General features: G+C 62.8%; 15 protein-coding genes and 2 pseudogenes. 15 read left to right on the forward strand and 2 right to left on the reverse strand.

The window, feature by feature from the left end:
• Positions 1-111 precede the first annotated feature (111 nt).
• Both HV773_RS31670 and HV773_RS31675 read left to right on the forward strand, forming a co-directional pair.
• Positions 112-498 (forward strand): annotated as a pseudogene (locus tag HV773_RS31670) (IS6 family transposase); the annotation flags it as partial.
• A gap of 302 nt (positions 499-800) precedes the next feature.
• Complete coding sequence (locus HV773_RS31675; RefSeq protein WP_246282540.1) at positions 801-1127, forward strand: hypothetical protein; 327 nt, start codon at positions 801-803, stop codon at positions 1125-1127.
• A gap of 99 nt (positions 1128-1226) precedes the next feature.
• Here HV773_RS31675 and HV773_RS31680 read toward each other — a convergent pair whose 3' ends face one another.
• Together HV773_RS31680 and HV773_RS31685 are read right to left on the reverse strand one after the other, a co-directional pair.
• The gene (locus tag HV773_RS31680) at positions 1227-1526 is read right to left on the reverse strand and encodes an H-NS histone family protein (RefSeq protein ID WP_175197880.1); all 300 of its coding nucleotides are present in this window, start codon (positions 1524-1526) and stop codon (positions 1227-1229) included.
• 390 nt (positions 1527-1916) lie between these two features.
• Positions 1917-2648 (reverse strand): annotated as a pseudogene (locus HV773_RS31685) (IS6 family transposase).
• A 510-nt stretch (positions 2649-3158) separates the two neighbouring features.
• Here HV773_RS31685 and HV773_RS31690 point away from each other — a divergent pair.
• The 13 genes from HV773_RS31690 (at position 3159) to HV773_RS31750 (ending at position 18082) form a co-directional block, all read left to right on the forward strand.
• Positions 3159-3482 carry a hypothetical protein gene (locus tag HV773_RS31690; RefSeq protein ID WP_175197881.1) on the forward strand — a complete coding sequence of 108 codons (324 nt, stop codon included), beginning with the start codon at positions 3159-3161 and terminating at the stop codon, positions 3480-3482.
• A 250-nt stretch (positions 3483-3732) separates the two neighbouring features.
• On the forward strand, positions 3733-4635 hold the full coding sequence (locus tag HV773_RS31695) for a hypothetical protein (RefSeq protein ID WP_175197882.1): 903 nt from the start codon (positions 3733-3735) through the stop codon (positions 4633-4635).
• Between the two features lie 69 nt (positions 4636-4704).
• Positions 4705-5748 (forward strand): ferritin-like domain-containing protein, encoded by a 1044-nt coding sequence (locus HV773_RS31700; protein WP_175197883.1) that lies wholly within the window; start codon positions 4705-4707, stop codon positions 5746-5748.
• Positions 5745-7628, forward strand: coding sequence for a hypothetical protein (locus tag HV773_RS31705; protein WP_217481964.1), 1884 nt, complete (start codon positions 5745-5747; stop codon positions 7626-7628). The genes HV773_RS31700 and HV773_RS31705 overlap by 4 nt, the downstream gene beginning before the upstream one ends.
• 84 nt (positions 7629-7712) lie before the next feature.
• The gene (locus HV773_RS31710; RefSeq protein WP_175197885.1) at positions 7713-8633 is read left to right on the forward strand and encodes an EboA domain-containing protein; all 921 of its coding nucleotides are present in this window, start codon (positions 7713-7715) and stop codon (positions 8631-8633) included.
• The gene (locus tag HV773_RS31715) at positions 8630-9526 is read left to right on the forward strand and encodes a TatD family hydrolase (protein ID WP_175197886.1); all 897 of its coding nucleotides are present in this window, start codon (positions 8630-8632) and stop codon (positions 9524-9526) included. Before HV773_RS31710 ends, HV773_RS31715 begins: the two co-directional genes overlap by 4 nt.
• Positions 9527-9609: 83 nt before the next feature.
• A complete protein-coding gene (locus tag HV773_RS31720; protein WP_175197887.1) occupies positions 9610-10803 on the forward strand; it encodes a 3-dehydroquinate synthase in 1194 nt (397 codons plus the stop codon).
• Positions 10800-11924: a metabolite traffic protein EboE gene (gene eboE, locus HV773_RS31725; protein ID WP_217481965.1), complete on the forward strand. Its 1125-nt coding sequence runs from the start codon at positions 10800-10802 to the stop codon at positions 11922-11924. The genes HV773_RS31720 and eboE overlap by 4 nt, the downstream gene beginning before the upstream one ends.
• Entirely contained in the window at positions 11902-13299 is a 1398-nt protein-coding gene (locus tag HV773_RS31730) for an alkaline phosphatase family protein (protein WP_175197889.1), read from the forward strand. The genes eboE and HV773_RS31730 overlap by 23 nt, the downstream gene beginning before the upstream one ends.
• Positions 13277-14014, forward strand: a complete 738-nt coding sequence (locus tag HV773_RS31735; RefSeq protein ID WP_175197890.1) for a UbiA family prenyltransferase — start codon at positions 13277-13279, stop codon at positions 14012-14014. The genes HV773_RS31730 and HV773_RS31735 overlap by 23 nt, the downstream gene beginning before the upstream one ends.
• Before the next feature lie 117 nt (positions 14015-14131).
• Positions 14132-14911, forward strand: a complete 780-nt coding sequence (locus HV773_RS31740) for a VOC family protein (protein WP_175197891.1) — start codon at positions 14132-14134, stop codon at positions 14909-14911.
• A gap of 84 nt (positions 14912-14995) precedes the next feature.
• A complete protein-coding gene (locus HV773_RS31745; RefSeq protein ID WP_175197892.1) occupies positions 14996-16936 on the forward strand; it encodes a hypothetical protein in 1941 nt (646 codons plus the stop codon).
• 51 nt (positions 16937-16987) lie between these two features.
• Entirely contained in the window at positions 16988-18082 is a 1095-nt protein-coding gene (locus tag HV773_RS31750; protein ID WP_175197893.1) for a ferritin-like domain-containing protein, read from the forward strand.
• The last annotated feature ends 3 nt before the right edge of the window (positions 18083-18085 follow it).

Consider the following 18085-nt stretch of genomic DNA (forward strand, 5'->3'; position numbering starts at 1 on the left):
TGGAAGTCGGCGATGAACCAGTTTGCTATCCTGTTTGGCGACCGATTCACGCAGGCGCGCGGGTAACGATTCCTTTAACCGCCTCGCCCACAAAAATGCGGACAGGTTCCGGGCAATACGGTCGACTTCCTGCTGCGCGCCCATCGCGACAAGGCCGCAGCCCGGCATTACTTCGAAAAGGCGATTGACCAGAACGGCGAGCCCGAAACGATCACGGTGGACAAGAGCGGCGCTAATCTGGCGGCCCTTGAAGCCCTCAACGCTGAGCGACCAAAATCGATCAAGATCCGGCAAAACAAATACCTGAATAATGTCGTCAAGCAGGATCACCGCGCCATCAAGCCCATCATCAAACCGATGATGGGGTTCAAGGCTTTCCGCTGTGCGCGCATCATCCTGTCCGGCATCGAGATTGCGCACATGATCCGCAAGGGACAAATGTGTGACGATGGCGTTGTATCGACTGCTGCCGAACAATTTTATTCTCTCGTGATGTAAGCCGCCCTCTACATTGCAGGTACTTGCTAACCCCTTCCCCATTAACGGGACACAACCCCGGGGAGAGCATTGCGAACTCAAGTTCGTCGGGAGCTGCGGAAATGGCGGCGTCTCTGCGAAGTCGGGTTCCGGGTTTTCCCGTGACTGCCGGCTCGCCGCACCGCCAGCACGCGTCACGAAGGTGTGCGTCAAGAGGAAGCGTCTGGCGCGAACCGCGCTGCCCTGCCGCACGCGTTGGATGCGGCAGACTCCTGCCTGCGGCCATGATAGCAATCGTCCGTCGGGCTGTACGGATATTCAGTATGGAAAAGCCCTCGATTGCGCGCGAAACTACCGCTTCATCGACGGCTCAACCGGAGGCTCCAATGGATCGGTTTGCACACTATCGCGGGTGGTCAATCGACGTCGCACCAGTCCTGGTTGGCACGCTCTTCCGTTCAAGCGCGATTGTCGAGCGGCTCCTCGATGGCGAACGCTTCATTTTTTCGGATCTGGGTGATCGCTCGACCCGCGACGATGCACACGAACGCGTCCTCGAGTGGACAAAACGTTGGATCGACAACAACTACCGAAACGAGCCTGTCCTTGCGAATGGCGCCCAGCACCGGGTGACCGACTGCGGATCCTGACGTTCGGGCGAGACCCCCATCGAACTGATGCCATACGCGACCTGTTCTCCGCCCTCGGGTGGCAATCGCTCCCCCGAGGGCTGCGTTTCGGTGCGCAACCTAGTTGCGGATCAGGAATCTGTCGCGGTTCTTCGCATCCTTGATCCAGTTCGGGGCACGCCCCCGGCCCGACCAGGTCGCCCCCGTCTTGGGGTCACGGTATTGTGGCGGCGCGCCGCTTTCGGCGGGCTTCCTCGGCCTGCCCCGCCCCCGTCCGAAGATCTCCTGCTCCGTGAACCCGTAGTCTGCGACCTTGGCCCGGATGTCCGCGAGCACCTCCTGAAATTCTGCCGCCCGGGCCGCCGCTGCCTCTGCCTCGAGCTCGGCCATTTGTTGCTTCAGCTCCTTGTATGTCGCCAAGATTGATCTCCCTGAGCGGATATGGTGAGGGCGATCATAGCGCGCTTCGCATTGATGCGATCGCCAGACGGCCTTCCGTCGTAACGGCGGGAATCTGGATCTGCGAACTCACCACGGCGCTTCCGCGCCTGGTTTGTCACTGACTAGAAAAGCCCCTGCTGCAGCACATCTCGGGCCGGCGGAAACGAAACCTTTGCACGGCGCGCGGTGCGACGACACACGAGGCGCAGGACGTGCGCGACGACCTCCGTGCGCAGATCAGCCGAGTCCAGCACAAATGCGAAGAGGCTCCCCCCTCGGGCACAGCATCCGAGAGCAAGCGTAATGATGCGCTGGCCTTGTTACGTTGACATGCGCAGGCTATGTGGTCATAAAAACAAGTTATCCTTATTAATCAATGAAATTGGCTTCGGCATAAATAGTCCAACCATGCCAGGAGGCAAGGCGTTCCTTGAGTATGGTGCGATGACATACCGCGTTCATCCGATGTCTGGGCAACGCGAAGTGCTGCCGGATCGGGCCGAAGGATGAGAGAAATGCCTGTGTACGCTTCGAATCACGAAAGCCGGACATGGCACGTTCACGCCGGCGCGTGGGTTGACGCCTGTTCTCTGCCCGGTTGTTGACCCGTACTGCGGCTTTCACGAACACGTGCTTCACGCCAGCCAGTTCCGGAATGTCCGCCTTCGCTGCCGGATAGCTGCGCAACCGGTCAGTGAGGATGCCGCGGGGCGCAGGTGCCGAACGCAGCACGCGCAGGAAGAAGCGCTTGGTTGCAGCCTTGGCGCACCGCTTTTGCACCTGCACGTCCAGTTCGGCACCGTGTTCGTCGACCGCACGCCACAGCAAGTACGGCTCGCCGCGCTGGCTCACGAACATTTAGTCGAGATGCCACGTCGAGCCGGGCTTTCGCCGCGCTGCTTTCGCGCGGCCGGCAAAGGCAGCCCCAAATTTTTCACACCAGCGTCGAACGCTTTCGTACGTCACACTCACGCTGCGCTCAAGCAGCAACTCGTCGATATCGCGCAAGCCAAGGTTGAAGCAAAGGTACCAGCGAACCGCGCAACCGATGATCACCGCCGGATACCGGTGCCCATGGTAGAGCGATTTGGTGTTCTTCATGCCCATCTTTTACGTCACGGCCTCGTCAATGTGACAGCGCCCCCGGCACCTATCAACCTGGATAGGACCGCGTTGAAGCTTCCCGCCGCCGGCTCTGCATCGACTATATTTTCGTCAGAAGAAAAGAAAGAGATAGAACCTTGGGGACCACGAGTCTTCATGGTCCAACAGCGCATTTGAAGAGGTTCGTCACGCGGTGCTATCAGGGGTATGTCCAGACCACACTTCGATTCCTTGAGACCTGTGATTTCAACTCTCCAAAGCAATGCGGATAGTACCGAACCCGACCCGTGGTTCGCGGTCCGCAAAGCGGCACGCCTGATAGCCGTGCGCTCCCTCTCTTCAGCCTGACAGGATCAGGCGAGCAAATCTTCTGGCGCGGCAGATCCGCGATAACGGTCGCTGCCGCGATGGCCCTTTCGTGGACGCGAACTGCGGCGCGATCCCGGAGGATCACTGGCAGAACGGCCGCAGCTCAACGCGCATCATTGTGATGAAGGAGGTTCAATCATGGCTTACAAAAAGCTCGTCAACCAAAGTGGCCTTGCACTTTCCATTCAGTTTGTTTCCCGCCTGGGCTCGGATCCCAATCAGTCAGGTCCCATTGTGACGGTTTCATTGCCGGCCAGCGGGAAGCAAACCGTCGAGTACGGCAATCCACAGAATCCGTATCTCAACGGCCTCGTCGTTTCGTCGAGTTCCGATGGCGCGTTTTCCAACGGCTCGCAGATCGTGACTTCCCGAGGGAGCTCATGGGACAACGTTCTGAATACGAACGACACCCTCACATTCAGTGGCGCCGGCGGCTTGAACGTGACGGGTTCCAACACCTGATCGCCACTTGAACGCTTTGATCCTGCTCCTGTCGGCAGTCACGCTCACTGCCGACAGATAGCAGACCCTGCTGCATCAGGAAAACCCGCACTCTACTTCTGTTTATATGCATTCCTAATAATATGTAAAACCTTAACTTGCCTTGACCAAACACTCGCGTAGAAACTCTCCAAAAATAAAAGACAACTTCCTCTCCAGAATATAAATCGGATAACTATGCATTATGCAAAAACTCTCCAATGATGCTGCGGTGAAGTTAGAAGAAGAATCGTCGGCAACGCAGACACCCACCGCTCCGATTTATCCGACCTACGGGGTTCACAATCCACCACAATACAGCCCGTGCGCCGCGCCGGACTGCCTGTATGCGCGTGCGCCCGGCGAGCCTTCCGATCCGATCCTGCCGCTCTACTGGTCCGCGAAATGGAAGATGTACCGCGTGTACAACCGGTACGACGAGTATCCGCCGCCGTATGACGGCGTCCCGTCGCATCCGTTGAAGGAGGGCGTGGACTACGAAGTGTCTAATGGCGCAAGCTATTACGACAGCACGTGGGTCGGGCCAGACGGCGAACGCGGCGCGATGATGGAGTATTACGAGGACCGCGCGCTGCCGATCTTTCCTGGCTCGAATCACTATAGTTGCGCGTACATCTCCCTCGGCGACAACGCCTACTTCCTCACGTTCGAGGAAAGCCGCCCTGCCACCATGGTTCCCGTGTGCCTGTTTTCGGCGCTGAACCATCCGCCCATGCGCGACTTCATCAAGCATCTGCCCTACAGCAAGGGAGACAGTGAACGGCTCGGCTCACGCGTGCAGGGATACTCGTTCTGGACGAGCCCCGAAGGAAATCGTCCGCCGGTCCAGATTGGCGTCAGTCCGGACCGCACCAAAGACGGCGCGGTGCTGTTCGGCTATGCCTTCCACAGCGACTGGACCGAAGACAGGACGAGCGGCGCCGAACCCGCACTGTATCGGCTGCCGCAGTCGTTCTATTTCTCCGGGTGGCCGGCAGATCCGCCGAACGCGCCTATCGTCAGTCAGAACTTCTACGACTTTTCGTTCACGAAGCCCGACCCAGCCACGACGTGGGACCTCGTCGCACAGCTGGCGCAAGGACAGCCTATCCCGGTCTGCCAGTTCGGCTCCTGAGCCGTAGCGCTGCGACGCACACTCACCTGCTGTTTCGATAACCACCGCAATAGCTTTACGGAGGTCAAAGTGATTCGCCTGGCCGTTACAAAGCTGACGAGCGTAGAAGATGCGCAATCCCTGCTGCAAACCGCAATCGGTGTCGAATTCGGCACATTGCCTCCGTATCTTTATGCGCTGTACTCCATCCCACCGGAGACCAACCCGGAAGCGACCCAACTCATTCGTTCGGTGGCGCTGCAGGAGATGATTCACATGTGCCTCGCGTGCAATATCCTGAACGCGCTGGGCGGCAATCCGGTCATCCACGTGCAGCAGTACCCCGGGCCGCTGCCCGGCGATATTGGTCCGAACAACACGCCGCTGACCGTACACCTGTATCCGTTCTCCAGGGACGCACTGGCGCAGGGCATGGCGATCGAAGAGCCGGAAAATCCTCCCGACTATCCGGTCAAGACTGCTGCCCTGCTGGCGGAAGCGGCGCCCAAAGCCGTGACGATCGGCCAGTTCTACGACGCACTCGACAAGTTCCTCGCGACCTTGCCCGCGAGCACATGGACGCCGAACCGGAATCAGATCGTCGACAAACAATTCTTTCCGGGTCAGCTCTTCGCGGTCAACAACTATGCTGATGCGCACAAGGCGATCACACAGATCGTTTCTGAAGGAGAGGGAACGAGCGAAGGTAGCGAGTACGATCCGCTCGACTTCCAGGACCAGCCCGCGCACTACTTCCGCTTCGGGGAAGTCTTTTACGAGCGCGTGCTGACCAGAGATCCCGACAGCCAATCCGGCTACACGTGGGGCCCGGCGCGCCTGGAAGTGACGTGGCCGCCTGCCGGGCGCGACCTCACCGACCCTGCCCTGCACAATTTCTCGAACGAGCCGCCTGCCGCGCAGGCGGCGCAAGCGGCCTGCAACGCGGCGTTCACCCGGATGTTCGATGCACTGCAGGGCGCCGTTACCGGTGTGGACGGCGCGCTCGGCGAGGCAGTGCGTTTCATGTTCGATCTGCGCATGGCCGCGTTGCACGCTTTCTCCGTGCCGTTGAACAACGGTCAGTTCGCCGGTCCCGCCTTTCTTTACGTGCCCAACCTTCATGGAGACAAATGATGAGTGTGCTCGAGATTCCTCGCATTTACTTCAAGGGCAACGTGTCGTGGGACCCGGTGACCACCAACAACTACCCCGTCAACTACGACGAGACGGATTGCACCACCGTCCTGCCGCAGAACCTGCCGACTATCCAGGATGACGTTCAGGCATTCCGCGATAGAGCGGTGGCCCAGATTGGGGCCAGCGGCAACTGGAACCCCCACGGCACCTATCGTTCGTCTTTCTACGAGACGGCCGTCTGCGGGTTCGATCGTGGCCACGGAACCCAAACCGACGATCCGTTCGCGACCAGCGCAGTGAACTTCACCGGCATGCTGGTCGACCTCGAACCGTTCGGCAGCGTTAGCTCGCAGCTCTTTTTCGATTCGATGCTGTTCGGCGTCGAGGGTGGCTACAGCATTCAGTTGCCGCGCACGTCGCGCATCATTGCGCGGCAGATCAACTTCGGCCGCAATACGTCCAAACAGACCGCGATCGCGGGCATCGCGTCGGTCATCTGGACGACCTGCTTCGCAAAGGCGGACGGCCTGCGCATCAACGCACTCGACTCGGGCATCCTCGCCGATCTGAAAAAAGCGCTGGAAGCCGACGACGTGCTGGGCTTGACCGTCCGGTTCAATGCCTATCGCACCGTCTACTACGACAACGCAGCGCTGACCAACGGCTCGCCGGCCATGGCGCAGGAGGCGCAGCAGCTGGCCGACAAAATCGCCAGTGGCGGCTTTCAGCCGAATCCGGCCCGCAGCCTGATCGTCGGCGTGGCGGGCTTGTGGCGCAAGAACGAGCCGGTTCACGAACCCGGCGACCGCGCGCTCATTCAGGTAGGGGCTCAACCCGCGGTGGGCACCGCCTCGGCCCGTTGCAACGTCGACTCGCTCGTCATCGACCTTTCGAATAGCGTGCCGGAAGTCGATGTGGCGTTGACGAAGCAGGATCTCGGCAGGCTCTCCGTCGTGGCCATCGATCAGTCGGGCGCGGTCCAGCAGGAGTTGGGATCGATCCCGTACAAGTCGTATGACCGTACGGCTTACGAGGCCAGTGCCGGGCTCGTGACCCTGCCGCTCGCGCCCGGCATGGCGGAAAAAATAGCCGTGCTGAATCTCCAGGTAAATACCGTGCAAGGGCCGATCCTCCAGGAACAGGCGTTTCGCGCCATTCCGCTGACGCCGAACTTCTACGCGGACCAGGAAACGGCAACCTCGGCTTCGTTCCAGGTGTACGAGCACGGCGTGCCGGCCGGCAACGGTATCGCCTTTCAGTTGAATCAGATGTCGTCCGATGGACAGACGGTTGAAGTAAGCATCCCCATGACGACCGACGCCACGGGTATCGCGAAAGTATCGTTGTCCGCCGCTCTGCCGGGCATCACGGCCTACGTGCCCAGCTTTCCGTCCCAGACGGTGAGCTCGTTGAGCACACAGCTCGATACCTATATGTATGTGCGCGTGCTACCCGACGATCCGCAGATCGGCGCGCTACCGCCCACCTGGCCCAATGTGTACAAGTACGTGCTGTCGAACTGGAATGCGATGGCGCCCTGCATGGATAACTGGTTGCGTCTCGACGATCCCGAACAGATCCGTACGTACGCGACTGTCCTCAAGCGCTTGACCGACCCCGCGGCCTTCGAACATTTCCGCTTCATGCCGATCACGCGAGACATGAGCGCCGGCATGCGTTCACTGTTGTATGCGTGGCTCGATTCGCCGAAGGATCACGAGGCGGAATTGCCGTCGCGCGTGCGACTGCTCAAAAACGTATTGCGGACGCAGACAGCGACTGCGGTTCAGCGGCGGGAAGAGGCCACCCTGCCCCTTGAGACCATGACGCAAACGGAACTCAGCCGCAGCCTGCGCGGAGGACCCAAAGGCAACTAGCGCCTCACGCCTCTCCCCGTGCTTCTCGTCCACGCAGGACAGGAAGCGCGTTCAGCAACATCGTCAAGCGATCGACAATGAATCATGGATACCCCGATGCGATTCGACGCCGCTGAAGCGCTTTCGGCGCTTCTCGGCGCTCATCTTTCGCACGAAGCGAACACCTTCCGGTCGAGCGCAATGAATGAGATACGCAACGGCGTATCGATGCAACGGCTCGCGCAACTGCTCGCGCTCGCGAGTCGACACGCTCGCGCTGGCGTCCCGCTGGCGTTGACTCCCGACGAGTTGCACCCGCTGAACATCGGCGTTCCCGGCTGGAATCCGGCGCAGTGGAGCCTGCTGGAGACGCTGCGTATCGCGTTGCTGCTCGCGTCCCCGGACAGGGAGAGCGACGCTTTCCCCGCAGCGTTCCAACATTGCTTCCAGTTCGCGGACCACGGCGAATCGTGCGCGCTGTACCGTGCGCTGCCGCTGCTGCCGCGCGGCGAACGTTTCGTCTGGCGCGCACGCGAGGGCTGCCGCTCCAACATGCGTTCGCTGTTCGAGGCGGTGGCGCTCGACTCGCCCTACCCGGCGCAACACTTCGACGACGTCGCCTGGCGTCAGCTCGTGATCAAGGCCGTATTCATCGACGCACCGCTCTGGCGGGTCGACGGCCTCGATCGACGGCTGTCCCCCGAGCTTGCGCGGATGGCGCTCGATCTCGCCGACGAACGGCGCAGCGCGGGCCGCGCGGTGTCGCCGCAGACATGGCTTTGCCTCGGCCCGTATGCGGGCGAACGCGGGCTGCGAGCATTGCAGAAGGAACTGGCCGAGGGCGACGAGCAAGGCAAGCGCGGCGCCCTGCTCGCTATCGCCCGAGCCGGCGCATTGACCACCGAGCGCCACTGGCTGCGCACCGCCTTCAACACTCACACGCCCTTCATCGAACAAGCCCGCCAGGACGGCTTCACACAGCGCACCTTCCGCTTTCTGTCGCCACTACAAGAGGACCGGTCATGAGATTCTTCGACCCCCACATCCACATCAGCTCGCGCACCACCGACGACTTGCAGGCGATGGCCGCCGCTGGCGTGCGCGCGGTCATCGAACCGGCGTTCTGGCTGGGGCAGCCGCGCACCACTGTCGGCAGTTTCATCGACTACTTTTCGAGCCTGGTCGGCTGGGAACGCTTTCGCTGCTCGCAGTTCGGCATTGCGCACTACTGCGCGATCGGCCTGAATTCGAAAGAGGCGAACAACGAAAAGCTCGCGCGCGAAGTGCTGGAAGTGATTCCGCAATTCGCGCTGAAAGAAGGCGTCGTTGCGATCGGCGAGATCGGCTACGACGAGATCACCGAAGCGGAGGATTTTGCTTATCGCGCACAGCTCGATATCGCGCGCCAGCACGACATGGTCGTGATGGTTCACACGCCGCATCGCGACAAGAAAGGCGGCACGCTGCGCTCGATCGAGGTTGCGCGCGAACACGGCATCCCCGTGACGAAGCTGGTTATCGATCATAACAACGAAGAAACCGTACGCAGCGTGCTCGATTCCGGCGCGTGGGCGGCATTCACCATCTATCCGAACACCAAGATGGGTTCGGAGCGGATGGTCGAGGTCGTCCGGCAGTACGGGCCGGAGCGGATCATCGTCGACAGTTCGGCGGACTGGGGCGTCAGCGACCCGTTGTCGGTGCCGAAAACCGCGCGGCTGATGCTCGAACGCGGCATTCCGCTCGCCGCCGTCGAAGCGGTCACGTGGGGTAACGCATTGCAGGCGTATGCACAGTCGCAGCAGATCGACGTCGCCGCACTGGACCAGACGCCGCGGCTCGATCAGCGGCAACTGTTCGCCGACAACTCGGTTCTTCGCGGTCAAACACCGCGCGTCGACGAATTCGTTCCCAATTGACAGCCCACGGCGTCGCCCGTCTTCAGCGGCCGTGACGGCTGTGCCACAACGAGACGCGACACGTTTCTCGCACGGAGATCCGCATGCTGGAACATCGCATCGAGCAATCATTTGCCGTTCGCTACAGCTATCCGGTGTGCTTCACGCGCTACGCGTTCGAACCGTCCAATACGGTTCTTGCGGACCTGATCCGGCAGCCGGGGCGCGGCCGCGCGGCGCAAGTGCTGTTCGCGGTGGATTCCGGTCTCGCAGCGGCCCGACCGGGGCTGCTGCGCGCGATCGACTGCTATGCGCACGCCCATGCCGATGCGATCGGCCTCGCCGGCCCCGCGTGGATCGTGCGCGGCGGAGAAGCATCGAAGGAAGGACTGTGCGAGGTGGCTGCGCTCTATGCGATGGCGCAGGACTTCGGGTTATGCCGGCACAGTTACGTCGTCGCGATTGGCGGCGGCGCGGTGCTCGACGCGGTGGGTTTCGCCGCCGCGACCGCCCATCGTGGCCTCCGGCTCATCCGCATGCCCTCGACGGTGCTCGCCCAGAACGACGCCGGCGTCGGCGTGAAGAACGCGGTCAACTGGCACGGCCGGAAGAACTTCGCCGGCACCTTCATGCCACCCTTCGCGGTCGTCAACGACTTTGACCTGCTGAGCGGCGCGCCCGCTGCCGACCGGCGCGCGGGCATCGCCGAGGCCGTCAAGGTCGGGCTGATCCGCGATGCGGACTTTTTCGACGAGATTCACCGCCAGCGGTTCGAACTCGCCCGCCTCGCGCCGCACGCGCTGGAGCCGCTGATCGTCCGTTGCGCCGAACTGCATCTCGCGCAGATTCGCCATGGCGGCGACCCGTTCGAGCATGGCAGCGCCCGCCCGCTCGACTTCGGCCATTGGGTCGCGCACAAGCTCGAAGAGCTTTCCCATCACCGGTTGCGGCATGGTGAGGCCGTTGCCATCGGCATTGCGGTCGATACGCTGTATTCGCAGTGGCTCGGCATGATCGGCGCTGCCGATGCAAGCGCCGTGCTGTCGACACTGCGCGACATCGGCTTCGTGCTCGACGACGATGCGCTCGACGAACTCGACATCGCGCAGGCACTGAACGAATTTCGCGAGCACCTGGGCGGCCAGCTCTGCATCACGCTGCTTGCGCGTATCGGCCAGGGCGTCGAGGTGGATACGATCGACATCGCAGCGATGCATGAATGCATTGCCGCGTTGCGCACCGGCGGTCCGGCAATGCAGTTGCCCCCACAACCGGTCTCACGGGAGGTGGAGGCGTGAACCGCGACTATCCGCTGACCTACTGCACGAACATTCACCCCGGCGAAACGTGGGCGGACGTGCGACGCAACCTCGAAGACCATGGGCTGCAAGTCAAAAGGCTTTGTTCGCCGGGGGAGGCGTTTCCGCTCGGCTTGCGCCTTTCGGCACAGGCCGCGTTCGAGCTCGACAAAGCCGAAATCCGCCGCTTCGCCGACTGGTGCGGCGAGCATGATTGCCATGTGCTGACGCTCAATGGCTTTCCGTATGGCTCGTTTCATGGCACGGCGGTCAAGGAGAACGTCTATCTGCCCGACTGGCGCGATCCACTCCGGGTCAGCTATACGAAGCGGCTCGCCGACATCGCCGCGCAGTGGACACCGAGCCATCGGCCCATCTCGATCTCGACCGTGCCGGTGGCGTTTCGCGCAGGCTTCGAGCCTGCGCACTGGACGATCGTCAGGACTCACCTGTTCGACGTGGTGGCGCATCTCGCGCGCATTCGCGAGCGCGGCGGCCCGCTGATCCGCCTCGCGATCGAGCCGGAACCGTGCTGCGTGGTCGAGCGAACCGACGAGGCCGTCGCGCTGTTCGAGCGCATGGCATTTCCGGAACCGCTTGCCGCGCACGTCGGCCTGTGCTTCGACTGCTGCCATCAGGCCGTGGAATTCGAGGAGCCCGCCGACTGCCTCGCGAAACTGGCAAGTGCCGGCATTCCCATCGCCAAGGTTCAGGTCTCGTCCGCATTGCGCGCGCACGGCAAGGCGGTGACCGCGCTGCTCCAGTTCGACGAGCCCACGTACCTGCATCAGGCCGTCGTGTTGCGGCGAAACGGCGAGCTTCGACGTTTCACCGACCTGCCCGGTCTCGCGCGCTGGCTGCAGGAAGGCGAACTGGCCGAAGAATGCCGCGTCCATTTCCATGTGCCGATCTTTCTGGAGGAACTGGGCGGAATCGGCACGACACGCTTCTTTCTCGAGACGTGCCTGCCGCGATTGCCAGCGGGCACGCCGCTCGAAGTCGAAACGTACAGCTTCGGCGCGCTGCCCCCCGCCTTGCGCCTCGATTCGCTCGGCCATTCGATCGCGCGCGAACTCAACTGGGTCAGGGAGACGCTCGATGCAGCGCACGGCCGTCATTAACGTGGTCGGTCTGACCCGGAACCTGATCGGCGAGCACACGCCGCGTCTTGCCGCATTCGGCCGCGCCGCCGGCGGCGCAATCGCCACCATCGACGCGGTGATGCCTGCCCTCACCTGCTCCGCGCAGACGACGTACCTCACCGGCAAGCTGCCGGGCGCGCATGGCATCGTCGGCAACGGCTGGTACTTTCGCGAGCTGGACCAGGTCCTGCTGTGGCGCCAGAGCAACCGCCTCGTGCAGGCGCCGCGCATCTGGCACCTCGCGCGTGAGCGCGACCCCAGCTTCACGTGCGCGAACACGTTCTGGTGGTATGCGATGGCCACCGACGCCGATATCACACTGACGCCACGACCGCTCTATTGCGCGGACGGCCGCAAGCTCCCCGACTTCTACGCGCAGCCCGCGTCATTGCGGGATTCGCTGCGCGAGCGGCTCGGGCAGTTTCCGCTTTTCGACTTCTGGGGGCCACGCACGAGCATCCGCTCCAGCCGATGGATCGCGGACGCGGCGCTTGAGGTCGAGAAAGCCTTCCAGCCCACGCTGAACCTGATCTACCTGCCCCATCTCGACTACTGCCTGCAACGCGGCGGGCCGCATGGCGATATTTCGGCCGATCTGCGCGAAATCGACACCGTGTTCGGCAACCTCAGCGACGCCTTGCAGTCGCGCGGCGTGAGCGTCGTCGTGCTCTCCGAGTACGGCATCATGCCCGTGCAGCGGCCGGTCCACATCAATCGTGCGTTGCGCGACGCCGGCCTCGTCGAGATCAAGCGCGACCTCGGGCGCGACTATCTAGACACGGGCGCTTCGCGCGCATTTGCCGTGGCCGATCACCAGATCGCCCACGTGTACGTGCGCGACCGGCGCGACGTCGCCACGGTGCAACGCCTGTGCGAAGCACTACCCGGCGTCGCCGAAGTGCTGGGCGAATTGGGCAAACGCCATCATGGTGTCGCGCATCCGCGTGCCGGCGAGCTCGTGCTGCTCGCAGAGCCAGATAGCTGGTTCACGTACTACTTCTGGCGCGACGACGCCGCCGCGCCAGACTATGCGCGCACGGTCGATATCCACAACAAGCCAGGCTACGACCCGGTCGAGCTGTTCATCGATCCCGCGCTGCGCTTTCCCGCGTTGAAAGTCGCGTCCGTGCTGGCGAGAAAGACGCTGGGCATGCGTTACGTGATGGACGTAATTCCGCTCGACGCGTCGCTCGTCCAAGGTTCGCACGGCGTTCGCACGGCGGACGACGGCGACGCACCTATCCTCATGAGCTCCGAACGCGGCCGGATTCGCGACGGCAACGTCGCGGCGACCGATGTCTGTTCCATTTTGCTCGAGCACATCTTCGACCATGAGCACAGTCACGTTGAATAACCGCATCGGCGCGATCCTCGCGCTGTGCCGCATCAGCAACCTGCCCACGCTGTGGATGAACGTGCTGACTGCGGCGGTGCTCGCGAACCCGCCCGAAGGCGCACAAGGTGTCTTCGCCGTGCTGCTGCTCTGCCTTGCGTTGTCCTGCTTCTATTGCGGCGGCATGGCCCTCAACGACGTTTGCGACCTCGATTACGACAGCGTCCATCAACGCTTTCGCCCCATCGTCGCGGGACGCATCACGCTGGCTCAGGCGAGCGCAACCCTCTGCACGCTGTTCGCGCTCGGCTTCCTGTGCCTGGTCGCCGCGCCGTATCGCGCGGGCCTCGCGGCGGGCGTGGCGCTGCTCGCGGTCATCTGGCTCTATGACCGGTTTCACAAACGCCATCCGTCCACCGTGGTGTTGATGGCGGGGGCGAGGCTGCTCGCCTATGCCGTGACCGCACTGGCGTTGACGGGCACAGTGCCCGGTCTCGTCTGGCTGGCCGGCATCGTGCAAGCCGCCTACATCCTGACGCTGACGTTCGTCGCGCGTTACGAAAGCCGCATGCCGAATCACCGTTACGCGTGGCCCGTCGTCCCCTGGATGCTCGCGGCGATTCCGCTGTGCGATGGCGTCGTGCTGGCCGTGCTCGTGCATCCTGCCTGGCTCGTCGCCGGCGTGGCCGGCATGGCGCTGACCCGTGCCGCGCAGCGTCACGTGCGCGGCGACTGAGACTGAGACCGCGAATACGGCACGCAGCCGCCCCGGCGCGTGCACGACCGTCCGAGGTGCGGGGCACCCCTTGGCGCAGCCGCGCCAGCCGATTCACTGCAAGTAGAGGGAAACGACATGAGCCCAAGCGATGCCCGCACCGTCAGCCTCACCTCGAACTGGTTCATCCGCCCCGGATGCGAGGAAGCCGCCGACGCCGCGTTGCGCGAACTCGCGCACGACGTTGAGCGCGAGGAGCCCGATACGCTGACCTACCTCGTCCACCGCCCATGGCGCGGCACGGAGCAGTTACAGACGCTGCCCCCCGTCGATCCGCTGAGCGTGCTGTTCTTTGAAACTTACCGCAATGCCGATGCCTTCCTGCGTCACGTCAGCGGCCCCGTCTTCACGAGCTTCGTGCAGCAGCACGGGAATCTCTTCGTCCAGTCCGATGGCAAGCCCTTCACGACGGTCGAGTTTCTCGAAACACGTGCCGGGTTCGTTCGGACGACGCAGGTTTCCCATGTCTCTGGTGCCAGCGCAGCCGAGGCGGCAGCCAACCTGCATCCCAGTGTGATGTTCGAGATCATCGCGAGCGACCAGGCGACGCTCAAGACGTTCTATAGCGGCGTATTCGGCTGGCAGTACTCGACGGGCACCGCCGGCTTCGCCTACATCCCGTTCCCGGCGCGCGTCACCCCGCTGCTGGGCGGCATCGGGCAGACCGAGCCGAACACGCCCGGCTACGAGCCCGGCAAGAACTTCTATCTGCGCGTCGACGACCTCGAGGCCGCGATCGCGCGCGTGCTCGCGCACGGCGGGCAACGCTATGTCGATCCGGTCAGCGTGGACGGCTACACGTTCGCGATGGTCAAAGATCCCGAAGGCAACACGATCGGTTTGATCAAGCCGTTCTGAATACCACCGGAAGCAGAACGGCGGCGCACAGGTGGAGCACGCCTGCGATTGCGGCACACCGCAGCATTCCTGCAAGGAGAAGAGATGAGCTACCTGCAATTCCCGAGGTTTGCGTTCACCGGCAAGTTTCAGGCCGACGTCTCGACAGTCAACAATGATCCCCGCCATTTCGACAACGAGCATTTCGAAGCGTCGTTTCAGGAGTTCCAGAGCAAGGACGCGATGAATGGCTGGTGGAATCCGACCGGCACCGCGATCATGCGTTTCACCGATTGCACGGTGAAGAGCCTGCGAGGCCTGACCGGTCAGTTGCTGACCGCCCCCCAATCCGATCCGCTGATCGGCTGCACGGTGGGCAATTCGCTCAGCCGCCCGGCTGGCAAGCTCGTCGACCTCGACCCGGACTGGCAGCTCGCGTCGAATATCTACGGGCTCGAGGTGTCGCTGATCGGGACCGACGGGCTGCCGATCATGACCGCCGCCTACGAAAGCAATCCGTTTCGCGACCTCTGGTTTACGCGCTCCACCGCCGGTGGCGACAGCGGCGCGTCGGCGATGTTCCAGTCGGTCCTGACCAACATCGTCTGGCATCGCGACCTGAAAAGCGCGTTGCTGGACCAGTTGCGCTCGGCTTCGGAACGCGACGAGCTGTCGATCCGTTTGAGCACCTACGGCTACCAGCAGCGCGTGAAGAAGAACGGCGTACTCGTGCCCGACTTCGGCTACGGCATTCTCCTCGGCAACATCGGGCCCGCGAAGGCCAGTCAGCCGCACTCGTTCATTCTGGGGCGTCGCTTCATGCCCACCACGTCGAACGGCGCGGGCGACCTCGTCAGCGGCAACGGCATCGGGTGTTTTTCGTCGTTCGTAGATGAGCAAACGAGCACGCTCAACGTCGATCTCAGCAATGCGCTGCCGCTCGGCGAAGGCTACAAGATCGCGCCGGTGAGCGGCCGGCCGCTGCAGTTCGCGGTGCTGCTCGACGACGCCGTTACACAGGATACTGAATTAACAAAAGACGGCTACATCGCTCTCGGCAACGTCGACCAGACACAGAGCCTGCAGGACCTCGAAGGCGGGGTCCAGTCGCTGCCGCTGCCAGGCGATCTGCTGCAAAAAGTGCGCGGCAAGCCGCTCGCCATCGTTCAGGCCGTTGACGGCTCGGGCAGCGCGACCGTCTGCGTGCGCGAAGCGCCCCACGGCCTCGAGGTTCGCGCGGATGCGTTCACGTTCAAGCTCGACCCGAACGATCCCGCCCAGAACCGCACGCAGACCAGCCTCTACGCGGCGCGCTACGGCGAGCCATGCGCGCATCAGAAGCTGGACTTCTGGATCGGCTCGCCCGCCCCCGACTACTCGAACACGCCAGCGAGCGGGAAAGCCGGCGCGACGCCCCGGGCGCTGCTGCCCATCAACAACGTACCCGGCGGCCTGCAACTGACACCAGAGCGCGCACAGACCGACGAGCGCGGCGTGGCGCGCATCGCGATCACCGGCCCCGAATCGATGGGCAATCCGCGCGGCTACATCGACGGCCAGCTCTATGTGATCTCGTACAACTTCGCGGGCGGCGACACGGCCATCCAGCAGCCATACGACAAGCTGGCGATCGTGGTCTTCAGCACCTTTCCGGCACGCGACGAGCCGGTCGATCTCGACAACCCGCGCTGGGAGGACGTGCAGCCCATCCTCCAGCAGTACGCCAATCTCTACCCGGTGATGAGCCAGGGGCTGTTCGACTTTTCGAAGCAGGAAGTCGCGGATTCCGCCGCGTTCGTCATGCATTTCGTTTTCGACAAGACCATCGACGACCCTGACCAGATGCCGGTGACACGGGATCTGTCCGCCACGAAGCGCCGCATGCTCATCAACTACTTCCGCAATGTGATGAACCGTACCGGCAAAACAATGGATCGCCAGGTGCTGTTCGGCAAGCGATGCCCGTTGCGCGACCTCGCCGGCGACCGCGACGCAGCGCCCGACCTCACTGGCATCGCCACGCAACGTATCGGCAGCAAGAGCTGAAGGTAGTGTGCGGACCCGTCACCGCTCCTTATTGAACAGGAATGATTCGCCATGCTGAAGATCAGAAAGGAAGTCATCGCCCGTCTGCGCGCGGCCGATAGTGTCGAAGAGGTGCAGACGATGCTGAGCGGCGCGATGTCGCTCGAACTCTCGACGATCCCGCCCTACCTCACCGCGCTGTTTTCGATCAAAGCGGAAAACCGCGAAGCGCGTGCGCTGGTGCATTCGATCGTGGTCGAGGAAATGCTTCACATGACGCTCGCGGGCAATACGTTGATCGCGATCGGCGGCAACCCGAAACTGCTCGAGATCGCGCAGCAGCTCCAGTATCCTGGCCCGCTGCCGATGTGTATCGACGAAGGCCTGACCGTCACGCTGGGCTCACTGACGAAGCCGCAGGTCGGCAACGTGTTCATGGCCATCGAGCGGCCGGCCACGAAAGCGATCCTTCCCGGCGAGACCCGGCTGCTCGCCGATGCGCAGGCCAGCTACGACTCCATCGGCGACTTCTATGCGGCGCTGATCGACAAGCTCGCGGAACTCGTTGCCGCCGGGCAGCCGATCTTCGCACATCCGCGGCTCGAACAGCAGATCGACATCAGCAAATGGTTTCCGCCCGAAATCCAACGCTTTCCGGACGGCAAGGTGTCGTCGCTCGAATCCGCGCGCGCGGTGCTCGAAACGATCGTGCGCCAGGGCGAAGGCTTGCAGATCAGGGAGGACAAGATCAATCCGAAAGCGGACCCGGATGGCAACTACGCGCACTACTTCAAGTTCGGGGAAATCTTCTACGGGCATCGGCTCGTGCCCGATGGCGCGAACCCCTCTGGGTGGTCGTATACGGGCGAGCCGGTTCCGCTCGACGAAAGCAACATTGTCAATCTGTTCCCGAACGCCGCCTTGAGCGACTATCCCGAGGGCAGCGGCGCGTATATCGCCGGCAAGCAGTTCTACGAGGCGTACCAGAGCCTGCTCGTGGCGCTGGACCAGACGTTCAACGGTCGGCCTGAACGACTGGATGCGGCGCTTGGCATCATGTTCGAACTGAAGCTCGTCGCCCAGCAGGTGATGCAGTTCCAGGTTGGCGCCGCGCCATCGACCTTTTTTGCCGCGCCGCCGTTCATGCTGACACACGTGGCACCGTGAGAA

This window comes from Paraburkholderia caffeinitolerans, from assembly GCF_902859945.1.
GTDB lineage: Bacteria > Pseudomonadota > Gammaproteobacteria > Burkholderiales > Burkholderiaceae > Paraburkholderia > Paraburkholderia caffeinitolerans.